19 protein-coding genes are annotated in these 16,681 nt (G+C 63.1%); 9 read left to right on the forward strand and 10 right to left on the reverse strand.

What is annotated here, in order from left to right:
- Positions 1-46 precede the first annotated feature (46 nt).
- From S4A8_RS12780 to S4A8_RS12795, 4 genes are all read right to left on the reverse strand, one after another.
- Entirely contained in the window at positions 47-658 is a 612-nt protein-coding gene (locus S4A8_RS12780) for a 2-hydroxychromene-2-carboxylate isomerase (protein WP_353176613.1), read from the reverse strand.
- 15 nt (positions 659-673) lie between these two features.
- A complete protein-coding gene (locus S4A8_RS12785) occupies positions 674-1,405 on the reverse strand; it encodes an SDR family oxidoreductase (protein ID WP_353220439.1) in 732 nt (243 codons plus the stop codon).
- The gene (locus S4A8_RS12790; RefSeq protein ID WP_353176617.1) at positions 1,402-1,929 is read right to left on the reverse strand and encodes a PaaI family thioesterase; all 528 of its coding nucleotides are present in this window, start codon (positions 1,927-1,929) and stop codon (positions 1,402-1,404) included. The genes S4A8_RS12785 and S4A8_RS12790 overlap by 4 nt, the downstream gene beginning before the upstream one ends.
- A 96-nt stretch (positions 1,930-2,025) precedes the next feature.
- Positions 2,026-2,511: a DUF6314 family protein gene (locus S4A8_RS12795; RefSeq protein WP_353220440.1), complete on the reverse strand. Its 486-nt coding sequence runs from the start codon at positions 2,509-2,511 to the stop codon at positions 2,026-2,028.
- Here S4A8_RS12795 and S4A8_RS12800 point away from each other — a divergent pair.
- Positions 2,510-3,367, forward strand: coding sequence for an EamA family transporter (locus S4A8_RS12800; protein ID WP_353220441.1), 858 nt, complete (start codon positions 2,510-2,512; stop codon positions 3,365-3,367). The genes S4A8_RS12795 and S4A8_RS12800 overlap by 2 nt on opposite strands.
- Here the strand turns inward: S4A8_RS12800 and S4A8_RS12805 are convergent.
- Together S4A8_RS12805 and S4A8_RS12810 are read right to left on the reverse strand one after the other, a co-directional pair.
- A complete protein-coding gene (locus S4A8_RS12805) occupies positions 3,364-3,837 on the reverse strand; it encodes a MarR family winged helix-turn-helix transcriptional regulator (RefSeq protein ID WP_353176622.1) in 474 nt (157 codons plus the stop codon). The two genes, S4A8_RS12800 and S4A8_RS12805, sit on opposite strands and share 4 nt — an antisense overlap.
- 45 nt (positions 3,838-3,882) lie before the next feature.
- Entirely contained in the window at positions 3,883-5,004 is a 1,122-nt protein-coding gene (locus tag S4A8_RS12810; RefSeq protein WP_353220442.1) for a hypothetical protein, read from the reverse strand.
- A gap of 275 nt (positions 5,005-5,279) precedes the next feature.
- On the opposite strand from S4A8_RS12810, the gene S4A8_RS12815 reads away from it, so the two are divergent.
- From S4A8_RS12815 to S4A8_RS12835, 5 genes are all read left to right on the forward strand, one after another.
- On the forward strand, positions 5,280-6,284 hold the full coding sequence (locus S4A8_RS12815) for a zinc-dependent alcohol dehydrogenase family protein (RefSeq protein WP_353220443.1): 1,005 nt from the start codon (positions 5,280-5,282) through the stop codon (positions 6,282-6,284).
- Between the two features lie 25 nt (positions 6,285-6,309).
- On the forward strand, positions 6,310-6,852 hold the full coding sequence (locus S4A8_RS12820; protein WP_353176627.1) for an asparaginase domain-containing protein: 543 nt from the start codon (positions 6,310-6,312) through the stop codon (positions 6,850-6,852).
- Positions 6,853-6,907: 55 nt separating this feature from the next.
- Positions 6,908-8,335: an MATE family efflux transporter gene (locus S4A8_RS12825; protein WP_353220444.1), complete on the forward strand. Its 1,428-nt coding sequence runs from the start codon at positions 6,908-6,910 to the stop codon at positions 8,333-8,335.
- Positions 8,336-8,442: 107 nt separating this feature from the next.
- Positions 8,443-8,856 carry a DoxX family protein gene (locus S4A8_RS12830; protein ID WP_353220445.1) on the forward strand — a complete coding sequence of 138 codons (414 nt, stop codon included), beginning with the start codon at positions 8,443-8,445 and terminating at the stop codon, positions 8,854-8,856.
- Between the two features lie 486 nt (positions 8,857-9,342).
- Positions 9,343-10,236 carry an IS110 family RNA-guided transposase gene (locus S4A8_RS12835; protein WP_353220446.1) on the forward strand — a complete coding sequence of 298 codons (894 nt, stop codon included), beginning with the start codon at positions 9,343-9,345 and terminating at the stop codon, positions 10,234-10,236.
- Positions 10,237-10,797: 561 nt separating this feature from the next.
- Here S4A8_RS12835 and S4A8_RS12840 read toward each other — a convergent pair.
- The gene (locus tag S4A8_RS12840) at positions 10,798-11,058 is read right to left on the reverse strand and encodes a DUF7218 family protein (RefSeq protein WP_353220447.1); all 261 of its coding nucleotides are present in this window, start codon (positions 11,056-11,058) and stop codon (positions 10,798-10,800) included.
- Positions 11,059-11,517: 459 nt separating this feature from the next.
- Between S4A8_RS12840 and S4A8_RS12845 the strand changes: the two genes are divergently transcribed.
- Positions 11,518-12,282, forward strand: a complete 765-nt coding sequence (locus tag S4A8_RS12845; RefSeq protein ID WP_353220448.1) for a metallophosphoesterase — start codon at positions 11,518-11,520, stop codon at positions 12,280-12,282.
- A gap of 19 nt (positions 12,283-12,301) precedes the next feature.
- Here the strand turns inward: S4A8_RS12845 and soxR are convergent, their stop codons facing one another.
- Positions 12,302-12,790, reverse strand: a complete 489-nt coding sequence (gene soxR / locus S4A8_RS12850) for a redox-sensitive transcriptional activator SoxR (RefSeq protein WP_353220449.1) — start codon at positions 12,788-12,790, stop codon at positions 12,302-12,304.
- A gap of 320 nt (positions 12,791-13,110) precedes the next feature.
- Between soxR and S4A8_RS12855 the strand changes: the two genes are divergently transcribed.
- The gene (locus tag S4A8_RS12855) at positions 13,111-13,968 is read left to right on the forward strand and encodes an arylamine N-acetyltransferase family protein (protein WP_353220450.1); all 858 of its coding nucleotides are present in this window, start codon (positions 13,111-13,113) and stop codon (positions 13,966-13,968) included.
- 18 nt (positions 13,969-13,986) lie between these two features.
- Here the strand turns inward: S4A8_RS12855 and S4A8_RS12860 are convergent, their stop codons facing one another.
- The gene (locus S4A8_RS12860; RefSeq protein WP_353220451.1) at positions 13,987-15,306 is read right to left on the reverse strand and encodes a lipase family protein; all 1,320 of its coding nucleotides are present in this window, start codon (positions 15,304-15,306) and stop codon (positions 13,987-13,989) included.
- A 163-nt stretch (positions 15,307-15,469) separates the two neighbouring features.
- Between S4A8_RS12860 and S4A8_RS12865 the strand changes: the two genes are divergently transcribed.
- Complete coding sequence (locus S4A8_RS12865) at positions 15,470-15,682, forward strand: hypothetical protein (RefSeq protein WP_353180989.1); 213 nt, start codon at positions 15,470-15,472, stop codon at positions 15,680-15,682.
- Between the two features lie 444 nt (positions 15,683-16,126).
- On the opposite strand, the gene S4A8_RS12870 is transcribed toward S4A8_RS12865, so the two are convergent.
- The coding region (locus S4A8_RS12870; RefSeq protein ID WP_353220452.1) for a transposase at positions 16,127-16,681 on the reverse strand (555 nt) is incomplete at its 5' end.

Raw genomic sequence — 16,681 nt, forward strand, 5'->3', positions numbered from 1 at the left:
CTATTGCCGGTACGCGCGTTGGCTGCAACCGGCACGTGGCTGTGGCTCAAGCGTCGGTAAGTGCCTGTTCCACAAAATCCAGCCGGTCCTGGCCGAAGAACAGTTCGCCGTCGACGAGGAAGCTCGGTGCACCGAAGATCCCCATACCGACTGCGGCGTCGGTGGCATCGCGCAGCGCCTGCTTGGTCGCCTCGGCCTCGACCTGGGTTTCGAAGTTGGCGATATCCAGGCCTGCTTCGGTGAGTGTGGCCTTGAGTTGGTGGCTATCGCCGAGGTCGCGGTTATCCACCCACATTGCCCGGAAGATGGCGCGCACGTAGGGCTCGAAGTGGGGCGTGCCCAGATAGGCGATGGCTCCGCGCATGAGCGTGATCGTGTTGAGCGGGAAGGCGTCGTTTACGTGAAAATCGATGTTGTGGCGTTCCGCGACGCGGTGCATGTCGCGCCATAGATAGTCGCGTTTGGAGGCGCAGTCGATCATCGCGGGCGACTGATTGTTGGTCGCCTTGAACACCGCGCCCAGCAGGATCGGGCGCCAGACCAGGCGCGCGCCGGTGCGTTTGAGCAGGCCGGGCAGCTGGGCGTAGGCCAGGTAGGCATTCGGGCTGCCGAAGTCGAAAAAGAATTCGAGGGTCTTGTCACTGCGGATATCGGCCATGGTCGGTCTCTCTCTCTAGAAGGTTTCCATCCACGGCCTCAAATCGAGTTCGTGGGTCCAGGCATCGCGCGGTTGGCAGTGCAGCTGCCAGTAGGCGTCGGCGATGTGACGCGGATCCAGAATGCCGGCTTTGTTCTTGAGCGCATAGCGTTGCGGGAAATTCTCGCGAATGAAATCCGTATCGATTGCGCCGTCAATGATCGTATGCGCCACGTGAATGCCCTGGGGGCCGAGTTCACGCGCCATGCTCTGGGCCAGCGAGCGCAGGGCGAACTTCGCGCCCGAAAACGCCGAAAAGCCCGCGCCGCCGCGAATCGAGGCGGTGGCACCGGTGAAGATGATGGTGCCGCGTTCGCGCTCGCGCATCACGCGTGCGGCCTCGCGGCCGGTGAGAAATCCGGCAAAGGCCGACATCAGCCACACCTTGTGATAGACCCGTGCGGTGGTTTCGGTAATGCCGAAATGTACGTTGCCGCCGATATTGAAGACTGCGACTTCGAGCGGGCCGACCTCGTTTTCGATGGTGTCGACCATCGCCACGACCTGGTCTTCTTCGCGCGCGTCGCAGCCGAAGGCACGAGCCTGGCCGCCGTCGGCCTCGATCTGGGCCACCAGCGGTTCGAGACGGGCCGCGCTGCGCCGGGCCACGCAGGCCACATAGCCTTCGGCCGCGAAACGTCGAGCAATGGCGCCGCCGGTCGCATCGCCCGCGCCCACCACCAGCATCGCTCGCCGAGGCGTGCTCATGCTGCGGCCTGTGTATCGAATACCAGACAGGTTGTCGTGGCGTGGGCGTAGAGGGTGTCGTCGGGCCCGACCAGCCGGGCCTCGGCGGTGGCGACACGACGCCCGACATGGACAATCTCGCCGATCGCCCGTACCCGCGTAACCTGGTCAGTGAGCGCGCGTACGTAGTTCACTTTCAGTTCGAGGGTCGTATAGGCGCGCCCGGCGTCCAGCGTGCTGTGCACCGCACAGCCCACGGCAGAGTCGAGCACAGCGGCGAACCAGCCGCCGTGCACCGTGCCCAACGGGTTGTAGTGGGCACGCGACGGCTTGCCCTGGAATACCGCGCGGCCATAGCTCACCTCGACCAGTCGGAAATCCAGCGTATGGCCAATCGGCGCATTCAGGCCGCTGCCTTCGAGTGCCGAGGACAACAGCGCCAGGCCGCTGCAGCGTGTGGGGTCGGTCGGCGCGACCTGGGTGGGTGCGGCCTGGTCCAGACGGGATTCCGTAGCCAGCCAGTCATCGATTCGGTCGGTTTGCATGATGCGTCCAGTTGATATTTGTATATACAAGTATCAGGCGCTAACGGTGCGGTCAATCTTGCATCGCTGCGGCTGCGACGAACGGCTTCGATCGAGTCAACGGCGGTAGCGGTAAGTCAGCGTTTCGTCCTTGTGCGGCCCGGCGATCGTCCAGCACAGATCGAAACCGGCATCCACGAGCGTCAGCCGCGCGTCATAGCGGTCGGCGCCGCACAGATGGCTGTCGGCCGCGACAAACATATCGGCGCGTATGGCAACGAGATCGAACAGCCAGACGGCCGCCTCACGGCCGAAGCGCTCGTGCCAGAGGGCGATGCGGTCGTCATGGCACTGCCATCGATAGACATTGCGAAACGCCACCGGCGCGCCGCTCGCTTCGGGCGTGAACGTGCCGCTTTCGTGAAAGCGCAGGCCGTCTTCGTCGTCGCCGATGCGGACCTCGGCCTCGCCCTGGCCAGCCCAACCGGTGCGTGAATGTGGCCCCGGCCGCGCCGTAAAGCGCAACCGGCGAATGGCGGCCAGGCGTTCGCGCAGCTCTATAATCGCGGGCTGATTGGTACGGGATAAGGCGAGTCGGGACATGGCGATACTGGTAGGCGTGACGCTGCTATGGGCGTTTTCTTTCAGCTTGATCGGCGTCTATCTGTCCGGCCAGGTGGATGCCACCTTTGCGGTACTCACGCGCATTACGCTGGCGCTGCTGGTGTTTGCGCCCATGATGCGCCTTCGCGGGCTGGGCTGGCGACTTGCCCTGGCCTTGATGGCGGTGGGCGCGGTCGAGCTCGGGCTGATGTATGTGTTTTTCTATCAGTCGTTTCTGTGGCTGTCGGTGCCCGAGGTCTTGCTGTTCACGATCCTCACGCCGATCTACGTCACGTTGCTCGACGACGCCCTCGAGCGGCGCTTCGATGCCCGCTGCCTGCTCGCAGCGCTCGGCGCGGTCGCGGGTGCAGCAGTGATTCGCTACCAGCCGATCAGTGCCGATTACTGGCGCGGCTTTCTCATCGTGCAGGGTGCGAACCTGTGTTTCGCGGCCGGCCAGGTTGCCTACCGCCGTCTGGCGCGCGTACTGCCGACGGACATGCCACGACGTGCGTTGTTTGGCTGGTTTTTTGCCGGGGCCTGGCCGTTGGCCTTCCTGCTGTTTCTGACTCTGGGCCAGACCGATCGCCTGGCGTCGACGCCGGTGCAATGGGCCGTGCTGTTGTGGCTCGGTCTGATGGCCTCGGGGCTGGGTTTCTATGCCTGGAATCAGGGCGCGACTCAGGTCGATGCCGGCACCCTGGCGGTTATGAACAACGCGTTGATCCCGGCCGGGCTGGCGGTGAATCTGATCTTCTGGAATCACGACGCCGATGTGCTGCGTTTGATTATCGGCGCGCTGGTGATCGTCGCCGCGCTGTGGCTGAGCCGGCGTCGAACGCCGGCGCGTACTTAACCGGTCGGCTCGGTACGGCCCGATTCGGTGTCGCTCGAGTCTTCCAAAGCTGCGGTCAGCGTATCGAGCAGCGCGTGCAGTTGGTTGATTTCGGCGGTGCCGAGGCGTTCGTTGAGCGCCTGCTGAGCGTGTTTCCAATGCTGCTTTGCCTGTTCGCGGCGCGCGCGCCCGGCCGGCGTGGCCTCGATCAGTCGGCTGCGGGCATCCTCACCCGCACGACGACGAATCCAGCCCTGGCGTTCCAGCGTGGCCAGCGTGCGTGTCAGCGTTGAATTGTCCAGGCGCATGCGCCGAGCCAGTTCACCGGCCCGCAGCGGGCCGAAGGCGATGATATGCGACAGCAGAGAATACTGGGTGCCCTTGAGACCGGCCTCGCCGAGATAATCGTCGTAATGCCGGGCCACGACACGCCCGAGCTGGTGCAGCTTGAAATTGGTACAGCCCTGGGGACGATCGGCAACGATGCTCATTGGCGTATTGTGCGCCAGCCACAACGCAGTGCAAGCGCCCGGCGGCTAGCCTGGCTTGGTATGGGCTGCAAAGGCGTTGCCCTGCGGACCGTCCAGCGCGGCGCTGCGCCGGGCGATCACCTGCAATGCCGCGAGCCACACCAGCGGCACGATCTCGATGAAGATGCGTTGTTCGACCATGCGCCCGACCACGATGGCCACCAGCGCCAGTGGCACGGCGAAAAAGATCAGCAGCACGGCCAGCCGGCGGTCGAGATAGCGATGCCATAACAACACCGGCAGATACAGCGCGGCGGTGAAGCGGGCCAGATAGGTGACCAGATAGAGCGGGTTCGACAACGCCTCGAGGTTGTAGAACAGATGAAACTCGTAGGCGGTATTACCCAGGTGCGCGTTCGGATTGGTATTGCCGGCAAATAGCGCAGACAGCGGTATCTGAATGGCCACAAAGACGAGCGTTTGCGCGGCCACCATCAATGCGGTTCGCTTGAGGCCCGCGACCGGCCAGAGTACGAGCGCGAACGCGGGCACCAGAAAGACCGTGGTTTCGCGATTGAGCGTCGCCAATGCGAAGACGAGCAGATACCAGGCAAGGCCGCGCATGCTGGGCTCACGGGTCAGGCGCACCATCAGCAACACCAGTGCCAGTGTGAACATGGCCGCTGGCAGATCGTAGACGTAGTAAAAGATTGCGCGTGGTGTCCAGCCGCCGATATCCAGCAGCGGTCGATCCAGCGACAGGGCTGCAGCCATCTGCAGATCGGGCGCGATCAGATGCAGCAGCATGGGCACCAGCACGGTAAAGGCGAGCAGGCGGCGTACCGGTTCGCTGCGTCCTACCTCGAACACCACCAGCGCGCGATAGGCCAGGGCGATGAGCAGCATCCAGCCGGCGACCTCCATGAGTGCGAACAGCAGTGTTTCGCCCACCGGTGCGATCTGCTGAATGCCTGCAGCGATCGCGGGGAGCAGGAGGCGGTGCTGAAACGGTTCCACCGCCTGGAAATGGACCAGCTTTTCGAAGGTCGCGAGTTCGAACGGCCGTGTGGTGGTCAGGCGCAGACAGCTTAGAAACAGGGCGAGAAACAGGCTGGCCAGCCACCACGCACAGCGTTCGAGCGGCGTGGCGTGATAGGCATTAGGCGCAGACAGGATGGGCGGCGACATTCCGAACCTCGAAACGAGCAATACGCTGAAATCGTGACTTTCGCAGTGCGCGAAAACATGGCAGTCGATCCGCCCCTCGTATCGAATCGCTGCACCAATATAGGCGCTGTCGTGCGTTGTTGCGAGATATACGTAATGTCCAGGCCTCAACCCGACATCTCGGGCCACACCGTGAGTGTGCCCCGGCAACGCCAGTGAACTGCTATGGTCGCAACGCGCGGCGATACGGCGCCGTTCGTGTGTCGCCGCCCGCTGATCAAACAAGGAGGCCCGGCATGAAAGCAGCCGTATTACGTGCGCCCGGCGGCTTGGATCGTATCGAAATCGCCGAGCGCGCGCCGCGCGCGCCCGAAACGGGCGAAGTATGTGTACGCATCACGGCCAGTTCGCTGAATTTTCACGACTATGCCGTGGCCAACGGCAGTATTTCCGTGCCCGACGGGCGCGTGTTGATGTCCGACGGCGCGGGCGAGGTGGTCGAAACCGGCGCCGGTGTGAATGAATTCGCTACAGGCGATCACGTGGTATCGACCTTCTTCCCCAACTGGGAAGATGGGCCGATCACCCCGGACAAACGCGATGGCACGCCGGGCGATCGCGGCGAAGGCGTGGCTGCGGAATATGTCACCGCGCCGGCGCGCGCGTTTACCCGTGCCCCGGCCGGCTACAGCGCCCAGCAGGCGGCGACCTTGCCCTGTGCGGCGCTGACCGCCTGGCGTGCGTTGATGGTCGAAGCGCGTATCAAGCCCGGCGATACCGTACTCACGCTCGGCACGGGCGGGGTGTCGATCTTTGCGCTGCAATTCGCGCGCGCGGCCGGTGCCCGCGTGATTGCCACGTCCAGCTCTGATGCCAAGCTCGAGCGCCTGCGCGCGCTGGGCGCCGATGCCACCATCAACTACACCGAGGATGCGGACTGGGGCAAGACGGTCAAACGTCTCACCGACGGCCGCGGCGTCGATGCCGTCGTGGAAATCGGCGGCCCCGGCACGCTCGCGCAGTCGATCGCCGCCTGTCGCATGGGCGGGCATATCAGCCTCATCGGTGTGCTCACCGGGCTGGCCGGCGAAGTGCCCACGGCCGCGTTTTTCTATTCCAACCTCAACATGACCGGCATCACGGTCGGCAGCCGTGCCCAGCAACAGGATATGGTGCGGGCGATCGAGGCAAGCGGTATCGAGCCGGTCATCGACCGCTGCTTTGCACTGGACGAACTCGCGGATGCCTTCCGTTATCAGGAAAGCGGCCAGCATTTCGGCAAGATCGGCGTTACGATCTGAGCCGTCGCCCAACGAGCACATCCGAATGAACCCAACGTCATCAACCGACCGCTCGCCATTCAATGTGGTTTTGCTGGCAACCGGCGGCACCATTGAAAAAACCTACGATGCGCGCTCCGGGCAGCTGTCGCTCGATCAGCCGGTCATCGAAAGCCTGCTCGAACGCCTGGACATGCCGGATGTCTCGGTGGTGGTCGAACGCCTGATGGCCAAGGATTCGCTGGACATGACCGATGCCGACCGCGAGGCGATCGTTGCGGCGGTGACGGCGATCAGCGAACGCGGCACGGCCGATGCGCTGGTCATCACCCACGGCACGGACACACTCGCGGAAACGGCCGCGGCCCTGCACGCCGCACTCGCAACGCCTACGTTACCGGTGGTACTGACCGGCGCCATGCGGCCCTACCGTGTGGCCGACAGCGACGGTGCCCAGAATGTTGCCCAGGCCTTGATGGCGGCGCGGCTGCTCGCTCCCGGTGTGCATGCCGTCATGCACGGGCGCGTGATCGCGGGCGAGCGCGTGGTCAAGGACTACGAACGCCTGACGCTGACCACTCGCAGCTAGTGCGCGCGTTGTTTCGCAACCGCCCGGCCCGCCAACCGGAACCGGTTCCGCTGTCATGCCCCGCGTAGCACCGGCGCTCACCGAGGGCTCGATCGTCCGTGCGCTGTTTTCGTTGGCGGTGCCGATCGTGTTCGCCAACCTGTTGCAGACGGCCTATCAGCTTATCGATACCTTCTGGGTCGGCCGGCTCGGCGCGAGTGCGGTGGCCGCGGTATCGCTGAGTTTTCCGGTAATTTTCTTTCTGCTCTCGCTCGGCCTCGGGCTGGCTGTTGCCGGCACCATTCTGGTGGCCCAGTACCAGGGGCGTGGTGATACCGCGATGGTCAACCATGTGTCGGCCCAGGCACTGATCGGGGTGGTGGCCATCTCGCTGGTGTTGGCGGTGCTCGGTGTGCTCGGCGCGCATGCGGTGGTGGCGTTTCTCGGCGCGGCCGACGATGTCCTGCCCCTGGCCACCCGCTATCTGCGGGTGTCGTTCGTGGGCCTGCCGTTTCTGTTTGCCTATGTCATCTTCCAGTCGCTCATGCGCGGTGTGGGCGATGCGCGTACGCCGCTGGCCATCGTCACCGGCACGGTGGCGCTGAATTTCGTGCTCGACCCGTTGTTCATTCTGGGCTGGGGGCCGGTGCCTGCCATGGGCGTGAGCGGTGCAGCCCTGGCCACCGTCATCACCCAGGGCCTGGCCGCGGTGGTGGGCCTGGCCATGCTGTTTTCCGGGTTGTATGGGATTCGTCTGGTACGCGCGCATCTGGTGCCCGATTTCGCCCTGATCTGGCGTTTGCTCAAGCTCGGCCTGCCCGCGGCCGTGGAGCAATCCACGCGCGCGCTCGGGCTGATGCTCATGACCGTGCTGGTGGCCGGCTTTGGCACCGTCACACTAGCGGCCTACGGCATCGGTACGCGCATGCTCAGTTTCGTGATCATCCCCGCGCTGGGGCTGTCGCAGGCCAGCTCGGCGCTGATCGGCCAGAATATCGGTGCCCGGCGTATCGACCGGGCCGAGCACACGGCCTGGCTGAGCGCGGGCATCGGCTTTGTGCTGTTGTCGCTGGTGGGCGTGGTGGTTTTCGTGTTCGCGCGTTCGATCGTCACGTTGTTCGTGCCCGAATCGCCCGCGGTGATCGAAACCGGCAGCCTGTTCGTCCGGATCACGGCGCTGGCCTATGGCGTGGTGGGCGCCCAGATCGTGCTGACCGGTGCGTTTCGCGGCTCGGGCAATACCCTCATCGCCATGGCGATCGCGCTGGTATCGCAATGGATGCTGCAGTTTCCGCTGGCCTGGCTTCTGGCCGAGCGCAGCGGGCTGGGCGCGACCGGCATCTGGATTGCCTACCCTATTCAGAATGTTCTGACGGCCGTAATCGTGGTGATCTGGTTTGCGCGTGGCAGCTGGAAACATCGCAATGTCGTCGACGAGCCCGGCGCGCCCGACGACGTATCGCGCTATCGGCCGGGCAGCGTGACCAACACCACCCTGCGCTAGCCCCGGCGCGAGGCGATCACCGTACATATCGGCATGGCAAAGCGCCCCACAGCGCGTAGGCTATGCAGTCAACAAGCCGAGTTTTTCGCGATCCCACGAGAGCCTTCATGAGTCACGCCCTGTCGACGCATTCCAGAACCCACCTGCTGGCGCTGCTGGGGATCGCCGCGTTCTTTCTCGCCAGCGGGATCGGGCATTTCCTCTTTCCCGATTTCTTTCTCGCCATCGTGCCGGACTATATCCCCATGCCGGCACTCATGGTCGCCATCAGCGGCCTGGGCGAACTGCTGGGCGCGATCGGCATTCTCATGCGGCGTACGCGCCGGCTGGCCGGTTTCGGCCTGCTGCTGCTCACGCTGGCCGTGTTCCCGGCCAATATCTACATGGCCCAGAACCCGGAACAGTTCAGCGATTTCGCCCCGTGGCTGCTTTATGCACGCCTGCCGCTCCAGCTGCTCATCCTGCTGTGGATCGCCTATGCGATGCGCCGCGCGCGTAGCGGCTACGGCGATTTCTACTGACCGTAAAGCCGCGCGCCGAGGGTGCTCGACCGCGTAGGTTGGCTTAGGCCGAAGGCCGTAAGCCAACAAAAACGTGCCCCGTGGCCGTCCCGGACGCGATGGCCGAATCGACGCGAGCGTCACGTTCCTGTCGGATTACGCTGCGCTAATCCGACCTACGGGCCTCGCGGTTTCGTCAAAGCCGCGTACGCCGGCTAAAAGCCGTAAGCCGACAAGAACCGTCTCGAGGCGGGGGCGCAAGCAGAGTGTTGCGCCGGTCGAGGCAGCTCAGCCGCGTAGGTGGATGAGATGGATCCGCTCCTCCTAATCGGCGTCAATGCGCCAGACTGATGATTCAGAAAACAGTCGAAAAGGAGCGGATCCATGCAACAGATTACGGAACTGGGTATCGACATCGCAAAGAACGTCTTCGAGCTGTGCGGTCTCAACGCCGCGCATGAGGTCGTATACCGCAAACGGGTGCGCCGCCGTTAGTTTCTAGCCACGGTGCTTAATCTCGACGCCAAGCGCATCTATATCGAAGCCTGCGGCAGCAGCCACCACTGGGCGCGCCAGCTGCAGCGCGAGAACCGGTCGGTGACGTTGCTGGCCCCGCATCAGGTCAAGCCGTTCAACACCGGCAACAAGAACGATGCCAACGACGCATTGGCCATCGCCGTGGCCGGCACCCAGGCCAAGATTCGCCCGGTGGCGATCAAAAGCTTCGAGCAACAGGATATTCAAGCGCTGCATCGGGTGCGCGAGCAGGTCAAGAAACAGCGCACCGAAGTCATCAACCAGGCCCGCGGCCTGCTGGCCGAGTATGCCCAGGTGCTGCCCGTGGGCGTCTCCGGTTTCCGCCGCGGCGTGCCGGAACTGCTGGAAGAGTCCGACAACGGCCTGACCGATCGCCTGCGCGCGCTGGTGGCCGATCTGTACGATCATTTTCATGCGCTCGAAGCGCGCATGCAGCAATACGATCGGGACATCAAGGCGCTGGCGAATCAGATCGACTTCTGTCGCCGGGCGATGGCAGTCGGCGGTATCGGAGCCCAGACTGCGACCGCCTTTTACGCTACGGTCGGCGATGCGGCGTTGTTCGACAACGGCCGGCAGGTCTCGGCGTGGGTGGGGCTGGTGCCCAAACAGCATGCCAGCGGCGATCGCCAATGGCTGGGCTCGATTACCAAACGAGGGTCGCGCTATCTGCGCACGCTGCTGGTTCACGGCGCCCGTGCGCTGTTGACCCGGGTTGAGCATTTGCCAGGTCGACGTGGCGACTGGTTACGTCAACGCGTGGCCCGCAACGGGCGCAACAAGGCGGCCGTGGCGCTGGCGAACAAGAACGCCCGCATTCTCTGGGCGCTGATGTACAGCGGCGACCGCTATCGCGCGGCCTGAGCCATGCGTGTGCAGACGAACATCAAAGCCACACACAGCAATAGCCAAGGTCTGGGTATGCACTGACAACCGATCACGCGGTGCTCTGAATCGGTCACCGCCACGTGTCGGCAATCGCGACTGATGAACAACAGGGCAAACCGACGCCCTTGACACGCCGACTAAGCCACAGGCCTGTGAGGCCGCTAGGTCGATTGTGCGCTCGGGCGTACGAATACTCATCAAGGCCCGGCACCCAAGGATGTGCCCACACCGAGGCCGAATATACGGACGCCGCCTGCTCTGTTGATGATCGTGGTTGCTTACCGGAGCGGATCCATATATGGCTTAGGCCGCAGGCCGTAAGCCAACAAGAACGTGCACCGTGGCCGTTCCGAACGCGATGGGGCCTGAATCGACGCGAGCGCCACGTTCCCTGTCGGATTACGCTGCGCTAATCCGACTGACGGGCCTCGCGGTTTCGCCAAAGCCGCGTAGGCTGGCTAAAGCCGAAGGCCGTAAGCCGACAGGAACCGTCTTGAGGCGGGGGCGCAAGCAGAGTGTTGCGCCGGTCGAGGCAGCTCAGTGCGAACGCAACGCCTGGATCAGGTCGTCCTTGTCCATATCGGAGCGGCCTTCAATACCGATCTGCTGGGCCTTTTCATAGAGCTGTTCGCGCGTCCAGTCTTCGTATTGCGGATGATTGCCGCCTTTCTTGGCCGCCTTTTTGCGCGAGGTATTGGCGATACGCGCGGCCTTTTCCTTGCTCATGCCTTCATCGCGTAGCGCTTCGTATTGTTCCGGGTCCTTGATGCTGCTGCGATCACTGTCGTTTTCGGCCATGGTGATATCCGCTCATGAATGACGCCTGCAATTCTGGCAGGGCGGCGAATCAGGCCAATCCGTAGAACGACCCATCCGCTTGGCTGTGGCACGATCCGTCGTGAATCACCGAGTCCGAACCTGCGCCGTGGGCGGTGCGAAGCGCCTGGCCGGGTTGGCGCGCTGGGCCGCGTTCCATGCCGGATTACGCTTGGCCAATCCACCTACGGGCCTCGAGGCTTCACCGGGGCCGCGTAGGTTGGCTTAGGCCGCAGGCCGTAAGCCAACACGCAAGGGCCTTGTGACCGGCGTGAAGCGCTGTGGCCGTTCGACGCCCGTAGTCCGTGTCCGATGTTGGATTAGGCTTTGCGAATCCCCCAACGGCCGAGGGTGGGCTGGGAGGTAGGGCCGGGCGTCTGGCATGGTGCGGTCTTTGGCAAACACCTGGAATAATTAAGCGCAGGCGCAAGAGCGATGACCATGGGCCCACGGATTCAATATTTCGACGCCAATACCGCCGGACGGGATTTCGTCGTGGGCGATATCCATGGCTGTTTCTACATGCTCGATGTCCTGCTCGAACGTCTGGGCTTCGATACGGCACGCGATCGGTTGTTTTCGGTGGGGGATCTGATCGACCGCGGCCCGAACAGCGAGCGCGCGGGCGAATTCATCGATGCACCATGGTTTCATGCCATTCGCGGTAATCACGAGCAGATGCTGCTCGATGCCGTGGATGAGGGCGGGCAGGCGCGTGCGTTGTGGTATGTCAACGGTGGCGATTGGTTCGACGCGCTCGACGTACCGGCGGCCGAGGCGCTGACCCGGCGTGTTCGTGGTCTGCCACTGGCCGCCGAGATCGCGCTGGGCGACGGCCAGCGTGCAGGGCTGGTTCATGCCAATGTAATAGACGATAGCTGGGCGAAAACCCGCGCGTTGCTCGAACACGACGTGGCCGATACCCGTGAGTTTTCGCAGCTGCTCTGGAACCGCGACCGAGCCAGTGCAGTAGAAGACGTGTCTGCCACGCAGCCTACGAGTAGCGTCGCAGTCGATGAAATCGACGTCGTCTACTTCGGCCATACGCCGATGCGCGATGCGATCGCCCGTGCGAACACACGGTGGCTGGATACCGGCGCTTTCATGGGCTGGCGATTGTCGGTGGCCGAACTGGGTGTGCACGGCGACGTCTGGTCGTTGCCGGCCGATCTCGATGATTACCGTCAGGGCTGGCGACAGGTCTGAGGCGCGTAGCAAGCGCGACTCAGCCCCGCGCTTGGTCCTGCGCGGCCGCGCCCGGGTCGAACAGGCGCGGTCCCGGACCCGCCGTGGCGGCAATATCGTCGGGATTGCGTAGCGGGCAGGCCTCCAGCGACAGGCAGCCGCAACCAATACAACCATCGAGCTGGTCGCGCAGCTTGGTGAGATGGTCGATGCGTTCTTCCAGCCGCTGTTTCCAGCCATCGGACAACCGGCGCCAGTCCTCGGCCGTGGGCGCACGGCGTTGCGGCAGGGTGGCCAGGGCGTCAGCGATTTCTGCGAGCGGAATACCGATACGCTGGGCCACCTTGATCAGCGCGACCACGCGCAGCACCTCACGCCTGTAACGGCGCTGGTTACCGGCATTGCGGCGGCTGCTGATCAGCCCTTTCGTTTCGTAGAAATGCAGCGCCGAAACGGCCACGCCGCTACGCCGAGCGACCTCGCCGACGGATAGTTCCTTGCGCAGGCTCGGGCTCGTGGATGGTTTCATGTAAGCGATGGTCCGAAAATTGCGACCGCCGAAACGGTCGCGATCATGGCCGTTGGCCGTGGCGTGAAGACGTTTTGCATACGCCCATCAGAGGTAGAACCCGCCCATTCCGGGTGTGTTGTGCCGGGCCTATGGCCTGTTGCTCAAGCTGGGCAGACCCATGTCGTTATTAAAAAACACGACTGGGTTATTGACCTTAACCTTACTTTAGGTTGCAAGCTGGCGCTACGGTTCGATGCTACCTACGGTGATTGCCATGGCCGTGGGCAGCGGTCTGGCGCTTTCGATACAGCGCCGACTCCAATTAGTGGAGATTTGCGATGCTAGTGACTTCATACGCCGATACGGAACAGGCCGGCTCGGCCACCGAGGCGATCGACTTGCCGGCCTATCTGGCGCGTATCGGCTACACCGGCAGGCTCGAACCCACGGCCGATGTTCTGCACGCGCTGGTGCGTTGTCATATGGCCTCGATTCCGTTCGAGGCCATCGATGTCATGCTGGGCCATGGCGTCGATCTCGACCCGGCGATCATCGATCGCAAGATGCTCGACAATCGGCGTGGCGGTTATTGCTTCGAGCACGCCAGTCTGCTGCGCCGCGCGCTGCACGCCATCGGCTTTTCGCTGGAACAGCATCTGGCGCGGGTATGGATTTTCGACCCGCTGGACGGGCCCGCACCGCCAGCCAATCATGCCTCGCTCAAGGTCGAAGCCGATGGCCGGTTATGGCTGGTGGATGTCGGTTTCGGCGGTTTTATGCCCAATGAGCCCTTGGCATGGAAACCCGACGAAGCGCAGCACAAGCCCTACGGCACGTTCCGGCTGACCGAAACCCGCGACGGCTATATGCTCGAATCCTGGCATGACGACGCCTGGGCGCCGATGTACGAAATCCTGGATTTCCACTGGCAACCGGTCGATTTCGATATTGCCAATCACTATGTCGCCACGCACCCGCAATCGTTGTTCAAGCAACAGCTCATGATTGCGCGTACCCACAACCACGCCCGCCACACCCTGGCCGACAACCGCTTCAAGACCCGTTTTGTCGACGGTCGCGAACAAGCGTGCGACCTGGATGCCCAGGCCCTGGCCCGTACACTCGAAGATACCTTCGGACTGGCGGTTACGCCCGACTGGCACCCGATGATCGAGCGTCTCGCCGCAGGCGACTAATCGCCCGGGCTTTCCGAACTAAGGCGCCGGGTCCGCGTACGGCAAAAGCGCCTCGCAGTCGTTGGGCGGCGGTTGGCCATCAAATCGGTCAGCCAGATAATCGACCGCGCTCGAGGCCTGGGTGAGGGCGGCGCTGATATGTTCGCCCAACGCATAATCAAAACGTACCGCCGGTACCCCGGCCGCACAGTAGGTGCCGGCCAGCGTTTTGGCGTCGTCGCGCGGCGTGACCTGATCGAAGAACGCATGATAGTAAAACAGCGGTGCGGCGAAGCCTTGCTGGCCGAGCTGATTGTCGGCAATCACTTTCTTGACCGCTGGCACCGCGAGTAGATTATCGACGGTGGTGTAGTCCTGCATATCGTCGAAGGCATAGCCCGAAAGCACCGGATCTTTCACCCAGGCCAGTTCCTGACCGATACAGCTGTCGCCCACGTCGGCGAACATTTTACGACCGGCCTCATTGAGCAGGCGATCGGTGTCGATGGCGTCGTAGGCACGCGACAACCCGACCACCGCGGCGAAATACATACCCGCAAACAAACCGCCATCGACCGCCTCGGCCGAGCCGGCCAGATCGGCCGGCGGGCCACCGGCAGCTACCCCCACCAGCGGGATCTCGGGCGCATAATTGGCCGCGATTTCAGCGGCCCAGAGACTGGCGAAGGCCCCGCCGGAATAACCCCACAGCGCGACCGGCGTATCCGTATTCACCCACGCATCCGGCAGGAACGCCCGGGTTGCACGAATCGCGTCGAGCACGCCGTGGGCAGAATTGCGTCCGGCCAGAAACTGCGTTTCCGGGCCTTCATAGTCGGGGACCACCACGATCCATCCGCGCTGCAGTGCCTTGTTCATGAGCATGTGCTCGACCATCGAACCGCTCAGCACTTCGTAGGACGGCGCACAGCGACGGGTGAGTGCATCGTAGGCGACCTGGTACGACAGCAGCCGTGGCCGGGGATGGTCTGGTACCAGAATGGTCGCCACGTTCACCTGCGGCGTGCCGTCGCCGTCGGCCGTTCGATAGGCAATTTGCCAGGCCCGTGCGTTGACATCGAAAAAGTAATACGCCTGCGCGGCGATGCGCCGATACCGCAACACCGTGCCGGGCGCGGTGGCGGCCAGCTCGGCTGGCGTGGCCTGCGCATGAAAGGGGTCGTCGTCGGGCGCGGCGAATGGTGCACGCGGGCTCGCAAAACGGGCAGCGCTGTCTGCTGCTGGGCGGGACGGTACGGCGAGATCGCTTGTCGGCGGCTGCCAGGCGCAGGCGCTGGCCAGCATCACGATCGCCAGGCAGGTTGCGGCGCGCGAGTAGACGTTGCGTGTACGGATCATGCGGTAACGATAACCGGTCAGTCGTGACGGCGCGTTATGCCGTACAGCGACCGCGCTCTCCGCGCCGATACCTGCAGCCCACAAAAAGCGCGGCCCCGACGTGCAGCTGGGCCGCTGAATGCGTGACGCATCGAGCCAGGGGAACGAAATGCGATTTTAAAAAATGCGTTTTAAAGCCAATCGCCCGGATTTCGATGGAAAAAGTCTCAATCAGGCGCGTCCGCACCGACGCAGTATGACAGCGTTGTGCTTTCGCATAACCGGCGCATTGGGCGGCGTCGGGCGCAGCGTAGCGGATCCGCATGAACATCCTGGGACGCCGGGTGGTCGTAAGGATGAGAGAAAAATCGTTTCAGTTCAGTTGTTTGAAAAATAGTATCCGGTGGGGCTGCCTGCGCCCGGGCGTAACTGCCAGGTATTGTCGTTGCCGCCGGTGCCCGCGCGGTTTCTCCCGCCGCGGCTGCTGCATTGCGACATCAATACCCTGTGCGTAACCTAATCGCTACCGGGGTTTTTCTTCTTTTTGGGATTACCCATCATGGTCCCGCACGCGCGCTTGAGCGGGGTGGCCGGGAAGAACTCCCGTTTTTCAGCAGGCGGACGCGAAAGCGGTGCGGGGGAGTTGCCGGATGCTGTACAAGCCAATAGTCTGGGTCGGCGCGTACAAGATCCGTCTGGCGAAAAGTAAATAAAAACGGGTATCCGGAATCTACTGTGGACGGGGTAAGCAGCGCTGGAACTCGTTCCTTCTCACGCATGTGGATTTTCGTGGTTTATGCCAAGTCACGGCAGATTCACAGGATGTGGGTTCTCAGAACGCCTATTCGAAGTGACCCGCTTCCAGAAGCCCACAGAGCCTAGGAATATGGGGACCATAGTTGATTGTCCGGCTTTCAGTCGTCGTCGAAGCAGCAGCCCGGGTGAATGTCAGGTAATCGGTCGCAGCGGCATCCGATGGCGCAGAAGTCGACCGGATGCGTTGTCGTAGGGTCTTACGATTCGGCCGGCGTGCCTTATCGTCGTACACCAACCGCGCCCGTATCACATCGAAGCTATACCCTCGGCCCATTCGATTCATATCCTTCGCGAGGCGGTTGATGGACTCAGTATAGCCATTCGAGATGGGATGCTCGTAGTAATTGAATACCGGTTCCCACCAATTGCGAAGGGCGGTAGCAGTCTCTTTGAACTGAGGCGCCACCAACCCAGGTATACCGTTTAACCACGCCTGGGCCGCTCTTTCAGCTTCCCGGCGAGAATCATGCTCGTATAGGCAATGAAACGTCTCTTTCGCTTCATAGGCCGCCCCTAAGGGGCTGCTGAAAAACCCCGCCAATTTGCCTGATAATTCGAGCCGAGCGAATTCCTGCAGGAG

Source organism: Salinisphaera sp. S4-8, assembly GCF_040361235.1.
Lineage (GTDB): Bacteria > Pseudomonadota > Gammaproteobacteria > Nevskiales > Salinisphaeraceae > Salinisphaera.

Coding starts and splice junctions, on each gene's coding strand:
- S4A8_RS12810 (WP_353220442.1), bottom strand. CDS start 5,004: ATGTCGCCGCCCATCCTGTCTGCGCCTAATGCCTATCACGCCACGCCG.
- S4A8_RS12840 (WP_353220447.1), bottom strand. CDS start 11,058: ATGGCCGAAAACGACAGTGATCGCAGCAGCATCAAGGACCCGGAACAA.
- S4A8_RS12830 (WP_353220445.1), top strand. CDS start 8,443: ATGAGTCACGCCCTGTCGACGCATTCCAGAACCCACCTGCTGGCGCTG.
- S4A8_RS12825 (WP_353220444.1), top strand. CDS start 6,908: ATGCCCCGCGTAGCACCGGCGCTCACCGAGGGCTCGATCGTCCGTGCG.
- S4A8_RS12805 (WP_353176622.1), bottom strand. CDS start 3,837: ATGAGCATCGTTGCCGATCGTCCCCAGGGCTGTACCAATTTCAAGCTG.
- S4A8_RS12855 (WP_353220450.1), top strand. CDS start 13,111: ATGCTAGTGACTTCATACGCCGATACGGAACAGGCCGGCTCGGCCACC.
- soxR (WP_353220449.1), bottom strand. CDS start 12,790: ATGAAACCATCCACGAGCCCGAGCCTGCGCAAGGAACTATCCGTCGGC.
- S4A8_RS12815 (WP_353220443.1), top strand. CDS start 5,280: ATGAAAGCAGCCGTATTACGTGCGCCCGGCGGCTTGGATCGTATCGAA.
- S4A8_RS12780 (WP_353176613.1), bottom strand. CDS start 658: ATGGCCGATATCCGCAGTGACAAGACCCTCGAATTCTTTTTCGACTTC.
- S4A8_RS12795 (WP_353220440.1), bottom strand. CDS start 2,511: ATGTCCCGACTCGCCTTATCCCGTACCAATCAGCCCGCGATTATAGAG.
- S4A8_RS12785 (WP_353220439.1), bottom strand. CDS start 1,405: ATGAGCACGCCTCGGCGAGCGATGCTGGTGGTGGGCGCGGGCGATGCG.
- S4A8_RS12860 (WP_353220451.1), bottom strand. CDS start 15,306: ATGATCCGTACACGCAACGTCTACTCGCGCGCCGCAACCTGCCTGGCG.
- S4A8_RS12845 (WP_353220448.1), top strand. CDS start 11,518: ATGGGCCCACGGATTCAATATTTCGACGCCAATACCGCCGGACGGGAT.
- S4A8_RS12790 (WP_353176617.1), bottom strand. CDS start 1,929: ATGCAAACCGACCGAATCGATGACTGGCTGGCTACGGAATCCCGTCTG.
- S4A8_RS12820 (WP_353176627.1), top strand. CDS start 6,310: ATGAACCCAACGTCATCAACCGACCGCTCGCCATTCAATGTGGTTTTG.
- S4A8_RS12800 (WP_353220441.1), top strand. CDS start 2,510: ATGGCGATACTGGTAGGCGTGACGCTGCTATGGGCGTTTTCTTTCAGC.
- S4A8_RS12865 (WP_353180989.1), top strand. CDS start 15,470: ATGCGTTTTAAAGCCAATCGCCCGGATTTCGATGGAAAAAGTCTCAAT.